The organism is Streptomyces roseofulvus, from assembly GCF_039534915.1.
Taxonomy (GTDB): Bacteria; Actinomycetota; Actinomycetes; order Streptomycetales; family Streptomycetaceae; genus Streptomyces; species Streptomyces roseofulvus.
In genome coordinates this window covers 4,861,563-4,876,785 of the sequence record NZ_BAAAWE010000001.1, presented here as the reverse complement: position 1 = coordinate 4,876,785, position 15,223 = coordinate 4,861,563, and the positions used below count along the sequence as shown (strand labels likewise).

Annotated in this window: 12 protein-coding genes and 1 tRNA gene; 3 read left to right on the top strand and 10 right to left on the bottom strand. The window is 67.2% G+C overall.

The window, feature by feature from the left end:
• The first annotated feature begins 12 nt into the window (after nt 1–12).
• On the top strand, nt 13–246 hold the full coding sequence (locus ABFY03_RS22565; protein WP_319010229.1) for a hypothetical protein: 234 nt from the start codon (nt 13–15) through the stop codon (nt 244–246).
• Nucleotides 233–496 carry a hypothetical protein gene (locus ABFY03_RS22560; RefSeq protein WP_319010230.1) on the top strand — a complete coding sequence of 88 codons (264 nt, stop codon included), beginning with the start codon at nt 233–235 and terminating at the stop codon, nt 494–496. The genes ABFY03_RS22565 and ABFY03_RS22560 overlap by 14 nt, the downstream gene beginning before the upstream one ends.
• A gap of 56 nt (nt 497–552) precedes the next feature.
• Here ABFY03_RS22560 and ABFY03_RS22555 read toward each other — a convergent pair whose 3' ends face one another.
• The 10 genes from ABFY03_RS22555 to ABFY03_RS22510 form a co-directional block, all read right to left on the bottom strand.
• Complete coding sequence (locus ABFY03_RS22555; RefSeq protein ID WP_319010231.1) at nt 553–4,452, bottom strand: DNA-directed RNA polymerase subunit beta'; 3,900 nt, start codon at nt 4,450–4,452, stop codon at nt 553–555.
• Between the two features lie 98 nt (nt 4,453–4,550).
• The gene (gene rpoB / locus ABFY03_RS22550; protein ID WP_319010232.1) at nt 4,551–8,033 is read right to left on the bottom strand and encodes a DNA-directed RNA polymerase subunit beta; all 3,483 of its coding nucleotides are present in this window, start codon (nt 8,031–8,033) and stop codon (nt 4,551–4,553) included.
• A 546-nt stretch (nt 8,034–8,579) separates the two neighbouring features.
• On the bottom strand, nt 8,580–8,966 hold the full coding sequence (gene rplL, locus ABFY03_RS22545; RefSeq protein WP_031009366.1) for a 50S ribosomal protein L7/L12: 387 nt from the start codon (nt 8,964–8,966) through the stop codon (nt 8,580–8,582).
• Nucleotides 8,967–9,077: 111 nt separating this feature from the next.
• Entirely contained in the window at nt 9,078–9,608 is a 531-nt protein-coding gene (rplJ, locus tag ABFY03_RS22540; protein ID WP_030494216.1) for a 50S ribosomal protein L10, read from the bottom strand.
• A 246-nt stretch (nt 9,609–9,854) separates the two neighbouring features.
• Nucleotides 9,855–10,793 carry an SCO4651 family lipoprotein gene (locus ABFY03_RS22535; protein WP_319010233.1) on the bottom strand — a complete coding sequence of 313 codons (939 nt, stop codon included), beginning with the start codon at nt 10,791–10,793 and terminating at the stop codon, nt 9,855–9,857.
• 160 nt (nt 10,794–10,953) lie between these two features.
• Nucleotides 10,954–11,682: a 50S ribosomal protein L1 gene (rplA, locus tag ABFY03_RS22530; protein WP_030494214.1), complete on the bottom strand. Its 729-nt coding sequence runs from the start codon at nt 11,680–11,682 to the stop codon at nt 10,954–10,956.
• A gap of 82 nt (nt 11,683–11,764) precedes the next feature.
• Nucleotides 11,765–12,199: a 50S ribosomal protein L11 gene (gene rplK, locus ABFY03_RS22525; RefSeq protein ID WP_030494213.1), complete on the bottom strand. Its 435-nt coding sequence runs from the start codon at nt 12,197–12,199 to the stop codon at nt 11,765–11,767.
• Nucleotides 12,200–12,372: 173 nt separating this feature from the next.
• Nucleotides 12,373–13,266 carry a transcription termination/antitermination protein NusG gene (gene nusG, locus ABFY03_RS22520; protein WP_319010234.1) on the bottom strand — a complete coding sequence of 298 codons (894 nt, stop codon included), beginning with the start codon at nt 13,264–13,266 and terminating at the stop codon, nt 12,373–12,375.
• Nucleotides 13,267–13,310: 44 nt separating this feature from the next.
• Nucleotides 13,311–13,598 carry a preprotein translocase subunit SecE gene (gene secE, locus ABFY03_RS22515; protein ID WP_319010235.1) on the bottom strand — a complete coding sequence of 96 codons (288 nt, stop codon included), beginning with the start codon at nt 13,596–13,598 and terminating at the stop codon, nt 13,311–13,313.
• Between the two features lie 103 nt (nt 13,599–13,701).
• Nucleotides 13,702–13,774: transfer RNA gene (locus ABFY03_RS22510), tRNA-Trp, on the bottom strand.
• Nucleotides 13,775–13,977: 203 nt separating this feature from the next.
• Here ABFY03_RS22510 and ABFY03_RS22505 point away from each other — a divergent pair.
• Complete coding sequence (locus tag ABFY03_RS22505) at nt 13,978–15,204, top strand: pyridoxal phosphate-dependent aminotransferase (protein WP_319010236.1); 1,227 nt, start codon at nt 13,978–13,980, stop codon at nt 15,202–15,204.
• Nucleotides 15,205–15,223 lie beyond the last annotated feature (19 nt).

Genomic DNA, 15,223 nt, shown 5'->3' with positions numbered 1-15,223 from the left:
GGAGAGACCCCCATGTCCGAAGCCGCGAAGCGCACGGCCCGTACCGTGCTGCAGACCGCCGTCGCCCTCGCCCTGGTCCTGCCGGCCCTCGTCGACGCCTCCGGCCTCCCCGCCACCCTCCCCTGGGTCGCCGGAGCGCTCGCCGTCGCCGGCGCCCTGACCCGGGCCATGGCGGTCCCCGCCGTCCAGCGCCTGCTGCCCTCCTGGCTGCGGACGGACCGGGACGGTGCCGATGACCGAGGCTGACCCGAACGACCCGGTCGCGGTCGCGCTCGAACTGGAGCGGCTCCGCGGCACCCTCGAAGCCGGCTTCGCCCGCGTCGACGGCTCGCTCGCCCTGCTCGTCCAGCGCAGCGACCAGACCGACAAGCAGCTCGCCGACCACGAGGCCCGGCTCGACGCCCTGGAGCGCGCCCGCTGGCCGCTCGCCTCCGTCGCCGCCCTCACCGCCGGAGCGGGCGTCCTGGTCGCCCTCTGGGAAGTGACCACCCGCTGAAACGCCGCAGGGCGGCACCCCCGGAAAGGGGTGCCGCCCTGCGGTTTCACGCGCTCTTACTGGTTGTACGGACCGTAGTCGTAGTCCTCCAGCGGAACGGCCTGGCCGGAGCCGGTGCCGAACGGCGAGTAGTCGAGGTCGTCGTAGCCGACGGACGAGTACATCGCCGCCTTGGCCTCCTCGGTCGGCTCGACCCGGATGTTGCGGTAGCGGGACAGACCCGTACCGGCCGGGATGAGCTTACCGATGATCACGTTCTCCTTGAGGCCGATGAGGCTGTCGGACTTGGCGTTGATCGCCGCGTCCGTCAGGACTCGGGTCGTCTCCTGGAAGGAGGCGGCCGACAGCCAGGACTCCGTGGCCAGCGAGGCCTTGGTGATACCCATCAGCTGCGGACGGCCGGAGGCGGGGTGACCGCCCTCGGTGACCACACGACGGTTCTCCTGCTCGAACTTCGAGCGCTCGACCAGCTCGCCCGGGAGGAGCTCCGCGTCGCCGGACTCGATGATCGTCACGCGGCGGAGCATCTGCCGGATGATGATCTCGATGTGCTTGTCGTGGATCGACACGCCCTGCGAGTTGTAGACCTTCTGGACTTCGCCGACCAGGTGGACCTGGACCGCGCGCTGACCGAGGATCCGGAGCACGTCGTGCGGGTTGGTGGCACCCACGGTGAGCTTCTGGCCCACCTCGACGTGGTCGCCCTCGCCCACCAGCAGACGGGCACGCTTCGAGATCGGGTAGGCCGTCTCGTCGGTGCCGTCGTCCGGGGTGACGACGATCTTCTTGGTCTTCTCGGTCTCCTCGATGCGGACGCGACCGGCCGCCTCGGAGATCGGGGCGACACCCTTCGGCTGACGCGCCTCGAAGAGCTCGACGACACGCGGCAGACCCTGGGTGATGTCGTCACCGGCCACACCACCGGTGTGGAAGGTACGCATCGTCAGCTGGGTACCGGGCTCACCGATGGACTGGGCGGCGATGATGCCGACCGCCTCACCGATGTCGACCAGCTTGCCGGTGGCCAGCGAGCGGCCGTAGCAGAAGGCACAGGTGCCGACGGCGGACTCACAGGTCAGGACCGAGCGGGTCTTGACCTCCTCGACGCCCGCGTTCACCAGTGCGTCGATCAGCACGTCACCCAGGTCGACGTTGGCCGGCGCGATGACCTTGCCGTCGACGACGACGTCCTCGGCGAGCATCCGCGCGTACACGGAGGTCTCGACGTCGTCCGTCTTCCGCAGGACACCGGCCTCGTCCTTGGCCGCGATCCGCAGCTTCAGACCGCGCTCGGTGCCGCAGTCCTCCTCGCGGATGATGACGTCCTGCGAGACGTCCACCAGACGACGGGTCAGGTAACCCGAGTCGGCGGTACGCAGGGCGGTGTCGGCGAGACCCTTACGGGCACCGTGCGTCGAGATGAAGTACTCGAGGACGGACAGACCCTCGCGGAAGGACGCCTTGATCGGACGCGGGATGGTCTCGTTCTTGGCGTTCGACACCAGACCACGCATACCGGCGATCTGCCGCATCTGCATCATGTTTCCTCGGGCACCCGAGTCAACCATCATGAAGATGGGGTTCGTCTTGGGGAAGTTCGCGTTCATCGCCTCGGCGACCTCGTTGGTCGCCTTGGTCCAGATCGCGATGAGCTCCTGCGTGCGCTCTTCCTTGGTGATCAGACCGCGCTCGTACTGCTTCTGGACCTTCTCGTCCTGCTCCTCGTAGCCCTTGACGATGGCCTTCTTGGCCTCGGGCACGACGACGTCGGAGATGGCCACGGTGACGCCCGAACGGGTCGCCCAGTGGAAGCCGGCCGCCTTCAGGTTGTCGAGCGTCGCCGCCACGATGACCTTGGGGTAGCGCTCCGCCAGGTCGTTGACGATCTCGGAGAGCTGCTTCTTGCCCACCGAGTAGTCGACGAACGGGTAGTCCTCGGGCAGCAGCTCGTTGAAGAGCGCGCGGCCCAGGGTCGTCTTCAGACGGAACGAGTCACCCTGCTGCCACTCCGGCTCGCCCTCCTCGGCGACCGGGGGGACCCAGCCGCGCGGCGGAACGGTGCCGATCGGGAAGCGGATGTCGATCTGCGACTGCAGCGACAGCTCGCCGGCGTCGAACGCCATGATCGCCTCGGCCGTGGAGCCGAACGCGCGCCCCTCGCCCTTGACGTCACGCAGCTCGCCGTCGGTGGTGAGGAAGAACAGACCGAGGACCATGTCCTGGGTCGGCATCGTCACCGGACGGCCGTCGGCGGGCTTGAGGATGTTGTTCGAGGACAGCATCAGGATGCGGGCCTCGGCCTGCGCCTCCGCGGAGAGCGGCAGGTGGACGGCCATCTGGTCACCGTCGAAGTCCGCGTTGAACGCGGTGCAGACGAGCGGGTGGATCTGGATGGCCTTGCCCTCGACCAGCTGCGGCTCGAAGGCCTGGATGCCGAGGCGGTGCAGCGTGGGCGCACGGTTCAGCAGAACCGGGTGCTCGGCGATGACCTCTTCGAGGACGTCGTACACGACCGTGCGGCCGCGCTCGACCATCCGCTTCGCCGACTTGATGTTCTGCGCGTGGTTCAGGTCGACCAGGCGCTTCATCACGAACGGCTTGAAGAGCTCCAGCGCCATGGCCTTCGGCAGACCGCACTGGTGCAGCTTGAGCTGCGGGCCGACGACGATGACGGAACGCGCCGAGTAGTCGACACGCTTGCCGAGCAGGTTCTGACGGAAACGACCCTGCTTGCCCTTCAGCATGTCGCTGAGGGACTTCAGCGGACGGTTGCCGGGGCCCGTCACCGGGCGACCGCGACGGCCGTTGTCGAAGAGGGCGTCGACCGCCTCCTGGAGCATCCGCTTCTCGTTGTTCACGATGATCTCGGGGGCACCGAGGTCGAGCAGACGCTTCAGACGGTTGTTGCGGTTGATCACACGGCGGTACAGGTCGTTCAGGTCGGAGGTCGCGAAGCGGCCACCGTCGAGCTGCACCATCGGACGGAGGTCCGGCGGGATGACCGGCACGCAGTCGAGAACCATGCCCTTGGGGCTGTTCGCGGTCTGCAGGAACGCGGAGACGACCTTGAGGCGCTTGAGCGCACGGGTCTTCTTCTGGCCCTTGCCGGTGCGGATGATCTCGCGGAGCTTCTCCGCCTCCTCCTCCAGGTCGAAGGACTCCAGGCGCTTCTGCAGCGCCGCGGCACCCATCGAGCCGTCGAAGTACGTGCCGAAGCGGTCACGCAGCTCGCGGTAGAGGAGCTCGTCGCCCTCCAGGTCCTGGACCTTGAGGTTCTTGAAGCGGGACCAGACCTCGTCCAGACGGTCGATCTCGCGCTGCGCGCGGTCGCGCAGCTGCTTCATCTCGCGCTCGGCACCCTCGCGCACCTTGCGGCGCACGTCGGCCTTGGCGCCCTCGGCCTCCAGCTCGGCCAGGTCGGACTCGAGCTTCTTGGCGCGGTTCTCCAGGTCGGAGTCGCGGCGCTGCTCGATCTGCTGGCGCTCGACGGAGACGTGGGCCTCCAGCGACGGCAGGTCGCGGGTACGACGCTCGTCGTCGACGTACGTGATCATGTACGCCGCGAAGTAGATGACCTTCTCCAGGTCCTTCGGGGCGAGGTCGAGCAGGTAGCCGAGGCGCGACGGAACGCCCTTGAAGTACCAGATGTGGGTGACGGGAGCGGCCAGCTCGATGTGGCCCATCCGCTCACGGCGCACCTTGGCGCGGGTGACCTCGACGCCACACCGCTCACAGATGATGCCCTTGAAGCGGACACGCTTGTACTTGCCGCAGTAGCACTCCCAGTCCCGGGTCGGACCGAAGATCTTCTCGCAGAAGAGTCCGTCCTTTTCGGGCTTCAGGGTGCGGTAGTTGATGGTCTCCGGCTTCTTGACCTCGCCGTGGCTCCACTGACGGATGTCGTCAGCGGTGGCCAGACCGATCCGGAGCTCGTCGAAGAAGTTGACGTCGAGCACTATGCGTCAATCCCTCTCAGGGTTGTAAGGCTGTGGGGTCTGATACGGGGGTCCTGGGGCCGGCGGACCTTGATCACTCAAGGTCCGCCGGACTCCCGTCAGACCTCTTCGACGCTGCTCGGCTCGCGCCGGGACAGGTCGATGCCGAGCTCCTCCGCTGCGCGGAAGACGTCCTCGTCGGTGTCGCGCATCTCGATGGACATGCCGTCCGAGGACAGCACCTCCACGTTGAGGCACAGGGACTGCATCTCCTTGATGAGCACCTTGAAGGACTCGGGGATGCCGGGCTCAGGGATGTTCTCGCCCTTGACGATGGCCTCGTACACCTTCACGCGGCCGGTCACGTCGTCGGACTTGATCGTCAGCAGCTCCTGGAGGGCGTACGCGGCGCCGTAAGCCTCCAGCGCCCACACCTCCATCTCACCGAAGCGCTGGCCACCGAACTGGGCCTTACCACCCAGCGGCTGCTGGGTGATCATCGAGTACGGACCGGTCGAACGCGCGTGCAGCTTGTCGTCGACCAGGTGGTGCAGCTTGAGGATGTACATGTACCCGACCGAGATCGGGTCCGGGAACGGCTCGCCGGAGCGGCCGTCGAACAGGCGCGCCTTGCCGGTCGGGAGCACCATGCGCTCGCCGTCCCGGTTCGGGATGGTGTGCTGGAGCAGACCGGCGAGCTCGTCCTCACGGGCACCGTCGAAGACCGGGGTCGCGACGTTGGTGCCGGGGGCGACCTGGTCGGCGCCGATGGCCTGGAGGCGCTGCGCCCACTCGTCCGCGAGGCCGGAGACGTCCCAGCCTCGGCTGGCGAGCCAGCCGAGGTGGATCTCCAGGACCTGTCCCGGGTTCATTCGGGACGGGACACCCAGCGGGTTGAGGATGATGTCGACCGGGGTGCCGTCCTCGAGGAAGGGCATGTCCTCGATCGGGAGGATCTTGGAGATGACACCCTTGTTGCCGTGGCGGCCGGCGAGCTTGTCACCGTCGGTGATCTTGCGCTTCTGGGCGACGTAGACGCGGACCAGCTGGTTCACGCCCGGGGGGAGCTCGTCGCCCTCCTCGCGGTCGAAGACGCGGACGCCGATGACCTTGCCGGTCTCGCCGTGCGGGACCTTCAGCGAGGTGTCACGGACCTCACGGGCCTTCTCACCGAAGATCGCGCGGAGCAGGCGCTCTTCCGGGGTCAGCTCGGTCTCACCCTTGGGCGTGACCTTGCCGACCAGGATGTCGCCGGCGACGACCTCGGCACCGATGCGGATGATGCCGCGCTCGTCGAGGTCGGCGAGGACCTCCTCGGAGACGTTCGGGATGTCCCGGGTGATCTCCTCGGGGCCGAGCTTGGTGTCACGGGCGTCGACCTCGTGCTCCTCGATGTGGATCGAGGAGAGGACGTCGTCCTGCACGAGGCGCTGCGACAGGATGATCGCGTCCTCGTAGTTGTGGCCCTCCCACGGCATGAACGCCACGAGCAGGTTCTTGCCGAGCGCCATCTCGCCGTCTTCGGTGGCGGGACCGTCGGCGAGGACCTGGCCCTCGATCACGTGGTCGCCCTCGGAGACGACGACCTTCTGGTTGACCGAGGTGCCCTGGTTCGAGCGGGAGAACTTGTGCAGGCGGTACGTGTTGTACGTGCCGTCGTCGTTGGCGACCGTGATGTAGTCGGCCGACAGCTCCTGGACGACACCGGCCTTGTCGGCCTTGAGGACGTCACCGGCGTCGGTGGCACAGCGGTACTCCATGCCGGTGCCGACGAGCGGGGCCTCCGCCTTGATGAGCGGAACGGCCTGGCGCATCATGTTCGCGCCCATGAGGGCACGGTTGGCGTCGTCGTGCTCGAGGAACGGGATCATGGCGGTCGCGACCGACACCATCTGGCGCGGCGAGACGTCCATGTAGTCCACGTCCGACGGCTCGACGTAGTCGACCTCGCCGCCACGCTTGCGGACCAGGACGCGGTTCTCCGTGAAGCGCAGCTCGTCGTCGAGCGCGGCGTTGGCCTGCGCGATGACGAACCGGTCCTCCTCGTCGGCGGTGACGTAGTCGACCTCGTCGGTGACCTGGCCGTCGACGACCTTGCGGTACGGCGTCTCGATGAAGCCGAACGCGTTGACGCGGCCGTACGAGGCGAGCGAACCGATCAGACCGATGTTCGGGCCTTCGGGGGTCTCGATCGGGCACATGCGTCCGTAGTGGGACGGGTGCACGTCTCGGACCTCGAAGCCGGCCCGCTCACGGGAGAGACCACCGGGACCCAGCGCGGACAGACGACGCTTGTGCGTCAGACCCGAGAGCGGGTTGTTCTGGTCCATGAACTGGGACAGCTGGCTGGTGCCGAAGAACTCCTTGATGGAGGCGACGACCGGCCGGATGTTGATCAGGGTCTGCGGCGTGATCGCCTCGACGTCCTGGGTGGTCATCCGCTCGCGGACGACGCGCTCCATGCGGGCCAGACCCGTGCGGACCTGGTTCTGGATGAGCTCGCCGACGTTGCGCAGACGACGGTTGCCGAAGTGGTCGATGTCGTCGGTCTCGACGACGATCTCGTTGCCGTTCTCGCCGATCGTCTCGGTCTCGCCCGCGTGGAGCTTCACGAGGTACTTGATCGTGGCGATGATGTCGTCGGTGGTGAGGATGCCGGCGTCGAGCGGCTCGTCGGCGCCGAGCTTCTTGTTCACCTTGTAGCGGCCGACCTTCGCGAGGTCGTAGCGCTTCGGGTTGAAGTAGAGGTTCTCGAGCAGCGTCTGAGCGGCCTCGCGGGTCGGCGGCTCGCCCGGGCGGAGCTTGCGGTAGATGTCGAGCAGCGCGTCGTCCTGGCCCTGGGTGTGGTCCTTCTCCAGGGTGGCGCGCATGGACTCGTACTCGCCGAACTCCTGGAGGATCTGCTCGGTGGTCCAGCCGAGGGCCTTCAGGAGGACGGTGACCGACTGCTTGCGCTTGCGGTCGATGCGGACGCCGACGAGGTCACGCTTGTCGATCTCCATCTCCAGCCAGGCACCCCGGGACGGGATGATCTTGGCGGAGAAGATGTCCTTGTCGGACGTCTTGTCGATGGAGGAGTCGAAGTAGACGCCCGGGGAGCGGACGAGCTGCGACACGACGACACGCTCGGTGCCGTTGATGACGAAGGTGCCCTTGTTGGTCATGAGCGGGAAGTCGCCCATGAAGACCGTCTGGGACTTGATCTCGCCGGTCTCGTTGTTGGTGAACTCGGCGGTGACGAAGAGCGGGGCGCCGTACGTGAAGTCACGGTCCTTGCACTCGTCGATGGAGTTCTTCGGCGGCTCGAAGCGGTGGTCGCGGAAGGTCAGCGACATCGACCCGGAGAAGTCCTCGATCGGGGAGATCTCCTCGAAGATCTCCTCCAGACCGGACTTCGTGGGGACGTCCTGTCCCGACTCAAGGGCAGCCTCGACGCGAGCCTTCCAGGCGGCGTTGCCGAGCAGCCAGTCAAAGCTCTCGGTCTGCAGCGCGAGGAGGTTCGGAACCTCGAGGGGCTCCTTGATCTTTGCAAAGGAGATGCGCAGCGGGGCGGTGCTTGCGCCGGTGTTCATGTTGTTCGAGGCGTTGCGCGAGGCGGCCAAGAGGGGGTCCTTCCGAGGGCTCGGACTCACTACGCGCGTACCGGTCCCCAGCAACGCTTCACGGCAGACGTTTCCTGAAGTGGCCGAAAGGCCAGGTCAGACGGGGTCGGTCCATGAAGCTGATGCGAAGGTATGCCCCTGGTGACGGGCAGGGGGCAGCTAACAGGCAGCGCAAAGGGACAGTGTAGCCACTTGGCTCACTGATGTCCAGGGCGACTGCTTGGCGACCCTCGTTGCTCTCAACTCCGCGGTACTCGCGCCGTGTGGCGCACCTCGATACTGCCCGTTCGGTCGTCGATCCATGCCTCGGAAACGGATCGTTGTGACGACGCGTCCTGAGAATTGCGCGCGGCGTGCCGTTCGTCAAGGCCCCCGCCTGTGACCGGCGCACGGCGAAGATCACCATACTCCGCTTCCGGAGACCCGCACGACCCCCGCCACGCGGGTCCCGGGAACGCCGAAAGGCGACCACCCAGATGGATGATCGCCTTTCGGTGCCTCCGCGTTACACGGGGGCGAGAGTCAGCTCAGCGAGCCGAAACGGTCTTACTTGACCGTGACGGTGGCGCCGGCGCCCTTGAGGGCCTCGGCGGCCTTCTCGGCGGCGTCCTTCGCGACCTTCTCGAGGACCGGCTTCGGGGTGCCGTCGACGAGGTCCTTGGCCTCCTTGAGGCCCAGGGAGGTGAGCTCGCGCACGACCTTGATGACCTGGATCTTCTTGTCGCCGGCACCCTCGAGGATGACGTCGAACTCGTCCTGCTCCTCGGCGGCACCGGCAGCGTCGCCACCACCGGCGGCGGGGGCGGCAACGGCGACGGCCGCGGCGGCGGTGACGTCGAACTTCTCCTCGAAGGCCTTCACGAACTCGGAGAGCTCGATGAGGGTCATCTCCTCGAACTGGGCGAGGAGGTCGTCCTGAGAGAGCTTCGCCATGATGGGCGATCCTTCCACTAATTCGGCAGGTGCCGATGTGTCTATAGAGGCGGGCGTAACGGCCCGCTACGACCCGCGCACTAGGCGGCGCGGGTCAATGCGCGAGCCGAATTACTCGGCACCGCCCTGCTCGGCCTGCTTGGCACGGAGCGCGTCCACGGTGCGGACGAGCTTCGACGGCAGAGCCTGGAAGAGCTGAGCAGCCTGAGACTGCTTGCCCTTGAAGGCGCCGGCCAGCTTGCTGAGCAGAACCTCGCGGGACTCGAGGTCCGCAAGCTTCTTGATGTCGTCGGCGGAGAGAGCCTTACCGTCAAGGACACCGGCCTTGATGATGAGGTTCGGGTTCTCCTTGGCGAAGTCACGCAGGGCCTTCGCCGACTCCACCGGGTCACCGGTGACGAAGGCGACCGCGGTCGGACCAGCGAAGTGCTCGTCCAGTGCGGTGATCCCGGCCTCGTTGGCCGCAATCTTGGTCAGCGTGTTCTTCACCACGGCGTACTGGGCGTTCTCACCGAGCGAGCGACGCAGCGTCTTGAGCTGCGCGACGGTGAGACCCCGGTACTCGGTCAGCACGGCGGCGTTGGAGCTGCGGAACTGGTCCGTGAGCTCGGCCACCGATGCAGCCTTGTTGGGCGTCGGCATAGTGCGTTCGCCTCCTTCCGGGTGATGAGGACCGCTCAGAAGGGGCTGAACAAACGAAACGCCCCGGGCGCAGGCGCACGGGGCTCAGCTCGACCGGATGCAACATCCGGGAACTCTCCACAGTCACCTGCGCGGGTCGTCCGCAGTCAGCGGATCCTTCGGCCACCGCACCCGGTAGGGCACAGCAACGACCAGCGGTCTTTGGCTTCTGTGGAAGAGTACGTGACGTCGGGCGTCAGGGGCAAATCAGCCCTGAGCGCCCGCGGCGTCGCCGGCGTCCTCGAGGCCCTCGCCCATGTCCTTGAGCATCTGGAAGAGGTCGACGGTCTCGTCGGCCGGCGGGGCCTGGACGGCGGCCTTGGTGCCGTAGTCGCTGTAGTCGGCGCGGAGCTGCGCCTTGCCCTCCGCCATCTCCATGCCGACGTCCATGCGGGCCGGGTAGCCGTCCTTGTTGACCCAGACCTCGGTCTCGTAGCCCTTGAGGCCGGTCTTCTTCACGTTCTCGATGAGCTTGTCGTGCTCCTCCTCGGAGAGGAGCTTCGAGGATTCGTTGGCCGCGAGCATCTGCTCGAAGGTGAGTGTGCCCTTGTAGTGCTCGGTCTCCATGCCGTTGATCTTCTCGGCACCGACGTGCTTGAGGTTCGGGGAGTCGAGCAGCAGGGCGAGCTGCTGGGACGGGTCCTGGTTCATGCTGTCCAGGCCGCCGGTCATCTGCTTCTGGAGGGCCTTGTCGCCGGACTCCGCGGCCGCGGCCTTCAGGTCCAGCTTCATCCAGCGCTTGCCGTCCATCTCGGCGGCCTGCTTCTCGCCCATGTCCACGTACATGACGTTGTCGAGCATGAGCATGCGCATCTGCTCCGGCGCGTCGGGGTCGCCCGCGCTCAGCATGGAGCCCTTCACCGTGAAGTCCATCGCCGCCGGGTCCCAGCTCTGGACGCCGGTCATCTCCATGGTGCCGGAGTCGGCGCCGACGCCCTCGACCGTCATGGTCATCGTGACCTTGGCGGCCTTCGCGGCGGAGGTCTTCTCGTACGCCGCCGTCAGGGCCTGCAGCGGGTCGCCGAGGCTGCCGACGGCCTTGCCCGCCGCCTTCGCGTCGCCGTCGTTGCAGCCGGCCAGGCCCGCGACGAGAGCCGCCGCGGAGAGGGTCGCGACGCCCGCGCGCTTCCAGGTGGACTTGCTCATAGGTGTTCCCCACCCCTTGATCATCATGATCATCGTCTTTGCGTTCTCTTGAACCGTAACGCACGCCTACGACAGCGAGGACGCAATAAAAGCCGCCCCCCGTTCCTCCGGAGAGGAACGGGGGGCGGCTTTCAGACTGACTGCGTCAGAGCCGGAAGGCTCAGACCGCGGCCGGGTCCTCCTCGACGAGGAGGTTGCGGGTGCGGTTCGAGTCGACCGGGATGCCGGGGCCCATCGTGGTGCTGATGGCGGCCTTCTTGATGTAGCGACCCTTGGCGGCGGACGGCTTCAGACGGAGGATCTCCTCCAGGGCCGCGCCGTAGTTCTCCACCAGCTGCGTGTCGTCGAAGGACGTCTTGCCGATGATGAAGTGCAGGTTCGAGTGCTTGTCGACGCGGAACTCGATCTTGCCGCCCTTGATGTCGTTGACAGCCTTGGCGACATCGGGGGTCACGGTGCCGGTCTTCGGGTTCGGCATGAGACCACGCGGACCGAGCACGCGGCCGAGGCGGCCGACCTTGCCCATGAGGTCCGGGGTGGCGACCACGGCGTCGAACTCGTTCAGGCGGTTGCCCTTGGCGATCTCGTCGATCAGCTCGTCGGAGCCGACGATGTCGGCGCCCGCGGCGACCGCGGCCTCGGCACGCTCACCGGTCGCGAAGACCAGGACCCGGGCGGTCTTGCCGGTGCCGTGCGGGAGGTTCACGGTGCCACGGACCATCTGGTCGGCCTTGCGCGGGTCGACACCCAGGCGGAAGGCGACCTCGACGGTGCCGTCGAACTTCGTGGTGGAGGTCTCCTTGGCAAGGCGGACGGCCTCGAGCGGGGCGTAGAGCTTCTCCCGGTCGATCTTGGCGTCCGCAGCGCGGAGGGACTTGCTGCGCTTCACTTCTGCTCCTGTGATGTTTCAGGTGTGGAGTCGTGGTGCGGACCAAGCGCTGGTCCTACCACTGAGGTCACGAGGGGGGTGATCAGCCCTCGACCGTGATGCCCATGGAACGGGCGGTGCCGGCGATGATCTTCGACGCGGCGTCCAGGTCGTTCGCGTTGAGGTCGGGCATCTTGGTGGTGGCGATCTCGCGGACCTGCGCCTCGGTGATCTTGGCGACCTTGGTCTTGTGCGGCTCGCCGGAGCCCTTCTCCACGCCCGCGGCCTTGAGGATCATCTTGGCGGCCGGCGGGGTCTTGGTGATGAAGGTGAAGGAACGGTCCTCGTAGACCGTGATCTCCACCGGGATCACCCAGCCACGCTGCGACTCGGTCGCGGCGTTGTAGGCCTTGCAGAACTCCATGATGTTGACGCCGTGCTGGCCGAGCGCGGGGCCGACCGGCGGGGCCGGGTTGGCCGCGCCGGCGTTGATCTGGAGCTTGATAAGCCCCGTGACCTTCTTCTTCTTGGGAGGCATAGCTCTCTCCGGGTCCTAGTGAGAGTTTTCAGCCGATCCATCCGGTCATCCGGATGGAGGCATACCGCACAACGATAACGGGTATAGCTGCGCGTCCAAAAACCGAGCAGGTCAGAGGGGCTGTGGCAGCCCCTCTGACCTGTCCGGAAATCTGTGCTGGATCCCGAGAACGATCAGTTCTTCTGGATCTGGTCGAAGCTCAGCTCGACCGGGGTCTCGCGACCGAAGATCTCGACGAGGCCCTTGACCTTCTTCGAGTCCGGGTTGATCTCGTTGATCGTCGCCTGGAGGGTGGCGAAGGGGCCGTCGGTGACGGTGACCGAGTCGCCGACCTCGAAGTCGAGGACCTGGACCTCCAGCTTGCGGGCCGGAGCCGGCTTGCCCTCGGCCTCGGCGGCCTCGCGGGCGGCCTTCTCCTCGGCCTCCGGGGCGAGCATCTTGACGATCTCGTCCAGGGTCAGCGGGTACGGGTCGTAGGCGTTGCCCACGAAGCCGGTGACGCCGGGGGTGTTGCGGACGACGCCCCAGGACTCGTTCGTCAGGTCCATGCGGACGAGGACGTAGCCGGGGAGCTTGTTCTGCTTGACGTTCTTCCGCTCGCCGCCCTTGATCTGGACGATCTCTTCCTCGGGCACCTCGGCCTGGTAGATGAAGTCCTCGACGTTGAGCGAGACGGCGCGCTGCTCCAGGTTGGCCTTCACGCGCTTCTCGTAGCCCGCGTAGGTGTGGATGACGTACCACTCGCCGGGCAGGGTGCGCAGTTCCTCGCGGAGCGCGGCGACCGGGTCGACCGGGGCGGCCGGCTCGGCCTCCTCCTCGGTCTCCTCGACGGCGGCCTCGACCTCGTCGGCCTCGTCCTCGTCGGTCTCCTCGACCTCGTCGGCGGCCTCGGACGCGTCGTCCTCAGCGTCCCCGGCGTCCTCGACGGCGGAGTCCTCGGCGGTCTCGTCCGCCGCGGCGTCCGCAGCCTCGGCCTGGTCCTCGTCCTCGTCGGCGGCCTCGATGGCGTCCAGCTCGTCCTCGGCGGGCTCGGACTCGAAGGCGTCGTTCAGGTTCGCGTCAGACACGGTGGCTGCTTCTTCCTGCGATACAGATGGGGTGGAACAAAAAGTCAGCCGAAGACGTACTTGACTGCTTCCTGGAAGCCAAAGTCAATCACGGTGACCAGGCCGATCATCACGACCACGAAGATGATCACGACGGTGGTGTACGAGGTGAGCTGGCTGCGCGTGGGCCAGACGACCTTGCGGAGCTCCGCGACGATCTGGCGGTAGAAAACGGCGAGACGGCCCAGAGGGCCCTTCTTCCCGCGCTTGCCGCCCTTGCGGCTCTTCCTCTTCGACTCCGACGCGTCGTCTTCGGCATCAGGCATGTCGATGGAGCCTACGGCGTCCGTCACGATCTCTCACCTGATTCCGGGTCGGCCGTGCCGCGCCCGGGTGGAGCCGCACGGCGGTGCAATGAAGTACGTACATGCGCACAACACCTGGCGGTGTGTGTAGCAGGGCCGGAGGGACTTGAACCCCCAACCGCCGGTTTTGGAGACCGGTGCTCTACCAATTGAGCTACGACCCTTTGCGGTGTCCCCCAACCTACCCCATCAGTGATCGGGTCGGTGCGGGCCAACGAGGAGTGAGTGTACGTGGTCTTGGGGCCTCTCGTCGAACAGGAACCCCGACGACCTGCCGACGGGCCTCTTCCCGACCGGTATCGACCGCTCCTGTCCGCTCACTGAAACCTGCGTGCCGGGCCGGGAAACGGTCTGGGACGATGGCCGTATGAGCGCTGCTACCCCTCCCACCGAGCGTCGGGTCTCCGCCCGGATCGGTGCGATCTCCGAGTCCGCCACCCTCGCCGTCGACGCCAAGGCCAAGGCCCTCAAGGCCGCCGGGCGCCCGGTGATCGGTTTCGGCGCCGGTGAGCCCGACTTCCCCACCCCTGCCTACATCGTCGACGCGGCCGTCGAGGCGTGCAAGGACCCGAAGTACCACCGCTACACGCCGGCCGGCGGCCTGCCCGAGCTGAAGGCCGCGATCGCCGCCAAGACGCTCCGCGACTCCGGCTACGAGGTGGACGCCTCGCAGGTCCTGGTCACCAACGGCGGCAAGCAGGCGATCTACGAGGCGTTCGCCGCGATCCTCGACCCGGGCGACGAGGTCATCGTCCCCGCCCCGTACTGGACCACCTACCCGGAGTCGATCCGCCTCGCCGGCGGCGTCCCGGTGGAGGTCGTCGCCGACGAGACCACCGGCTACCGCGTCTCCGTGGAGCAGCTGGAGGCGGCCCGCACGGAGAAGACGAAGGTCGTCCTCTTCGTCTCCCCGTCGAACCCGACGGGCGCCGTCTACAGCGAGGCCGAGACCGAGGCCATCGGCCGCTGGGCCGTCGAGCACGGCCTGTGGGTCCTCACCGACGAGATCTACGAGCACCTGGTCTACGGCGGTGCCACCGCCGCCTCGCTGCCGGCGGTCCTGCCGGAGCTGCGCGACAAGTGCATCGTCGTGAACGGCGTCGCCAAGACGTACGCGATGACGGGCTGGCGCGTGGGCTGGATCATCGGCCCGAAGGACGTCGTGAAGGCCGCGACCAACCTGCAGTCGCACGCCACGTCCAACGTCTCCAACGTGGCCCAGGTCGCCGCGCTGGCCGCCGTCTCCGGGAACCTGGACGCGGTCGAGGAGATGGGCAAGGCCTTCGACCGCCGCCGCCAGACCATCGTGCGGATGCTCAACGAGATCGAGGGCGTCGTCTGCCCGACCCCCGAGGGCGCGTTCTACGTGTACCCGTCGGTGAAGGGCCTGCTCGGCAAGGAGATCCGCGGCAAGCGCCCGCAGAGCTCCGTCGAGCTGGCCGCGCTGATCCTGGACGAGGCCGAGGTCGCGGTCGTCCCCGGCGAGGCGTTCGGCACCCCCGGCTACCTGCGCCTGTCGTACGCGCTCGGTGACGAGGACCTGGTCGAGGGCGTGTCCCGGATCCAGAAGCTGCTGGCCGAGGCCCGCGACTGATCCCGCGCGCCTGATCCGC

What these genes read in the sequence shown, in the direction of transcription:
- ABFY03_RS22565 (WP_319010229.1), top strand. Translation starts at nt 13, where the DNA reads ATGTCCGAAGCCGCGAAGCGCACGGCCCGTACCGTGCTGCAGACCGCC.
- ABFY03_RS22560 (WP_319010230.1), top strand. Translation starts at nt 233, where the DNA reads ATGACCGAGGCTGACCCGAACGACCCGGTCGCGGTCGCGCTCGAACTG.
- rplL (WP_031009366.1), bottom strand. Translation starts at nt 8,966, where the DNA reads ATGGCGAAGCTCTCTCAGGACGACCTCCTCGCCCAGTTCGAGGAGATG.
- rplJ (WP_030494216.1), bottom strand. Translation starts at nt 9,608, where the DNA reads ATGCCGACGCCCAACAAGGCTGCATCGGTGGCCGAGCTCACGGACCAG.
- ABFY03_RS22535 (WP_319010233.1), bottom strand. Translation starts at nt 10,793, where the DNA reads ATGAGCAAGTCCACCTGGAAGCGCGCGGGCGTCGCGACCCTCTCCGCG.
- rplK (WP_030494213.1), bottom strand. Translation starts at nt 12,199, where the DNA reads ATGCCTCCCAAGAAGAAGAAGGTCACGGGGCTTATCAAGCTCCAGATC.
- ABFY03_RS22505 (WP_319010236.1), top strand. Translation starts at nt 13,978, where the DNA reads ATGAGCGCTGCTACCCCTCCCACCGAGCGTCGGGTCTCCGCCCGGATC.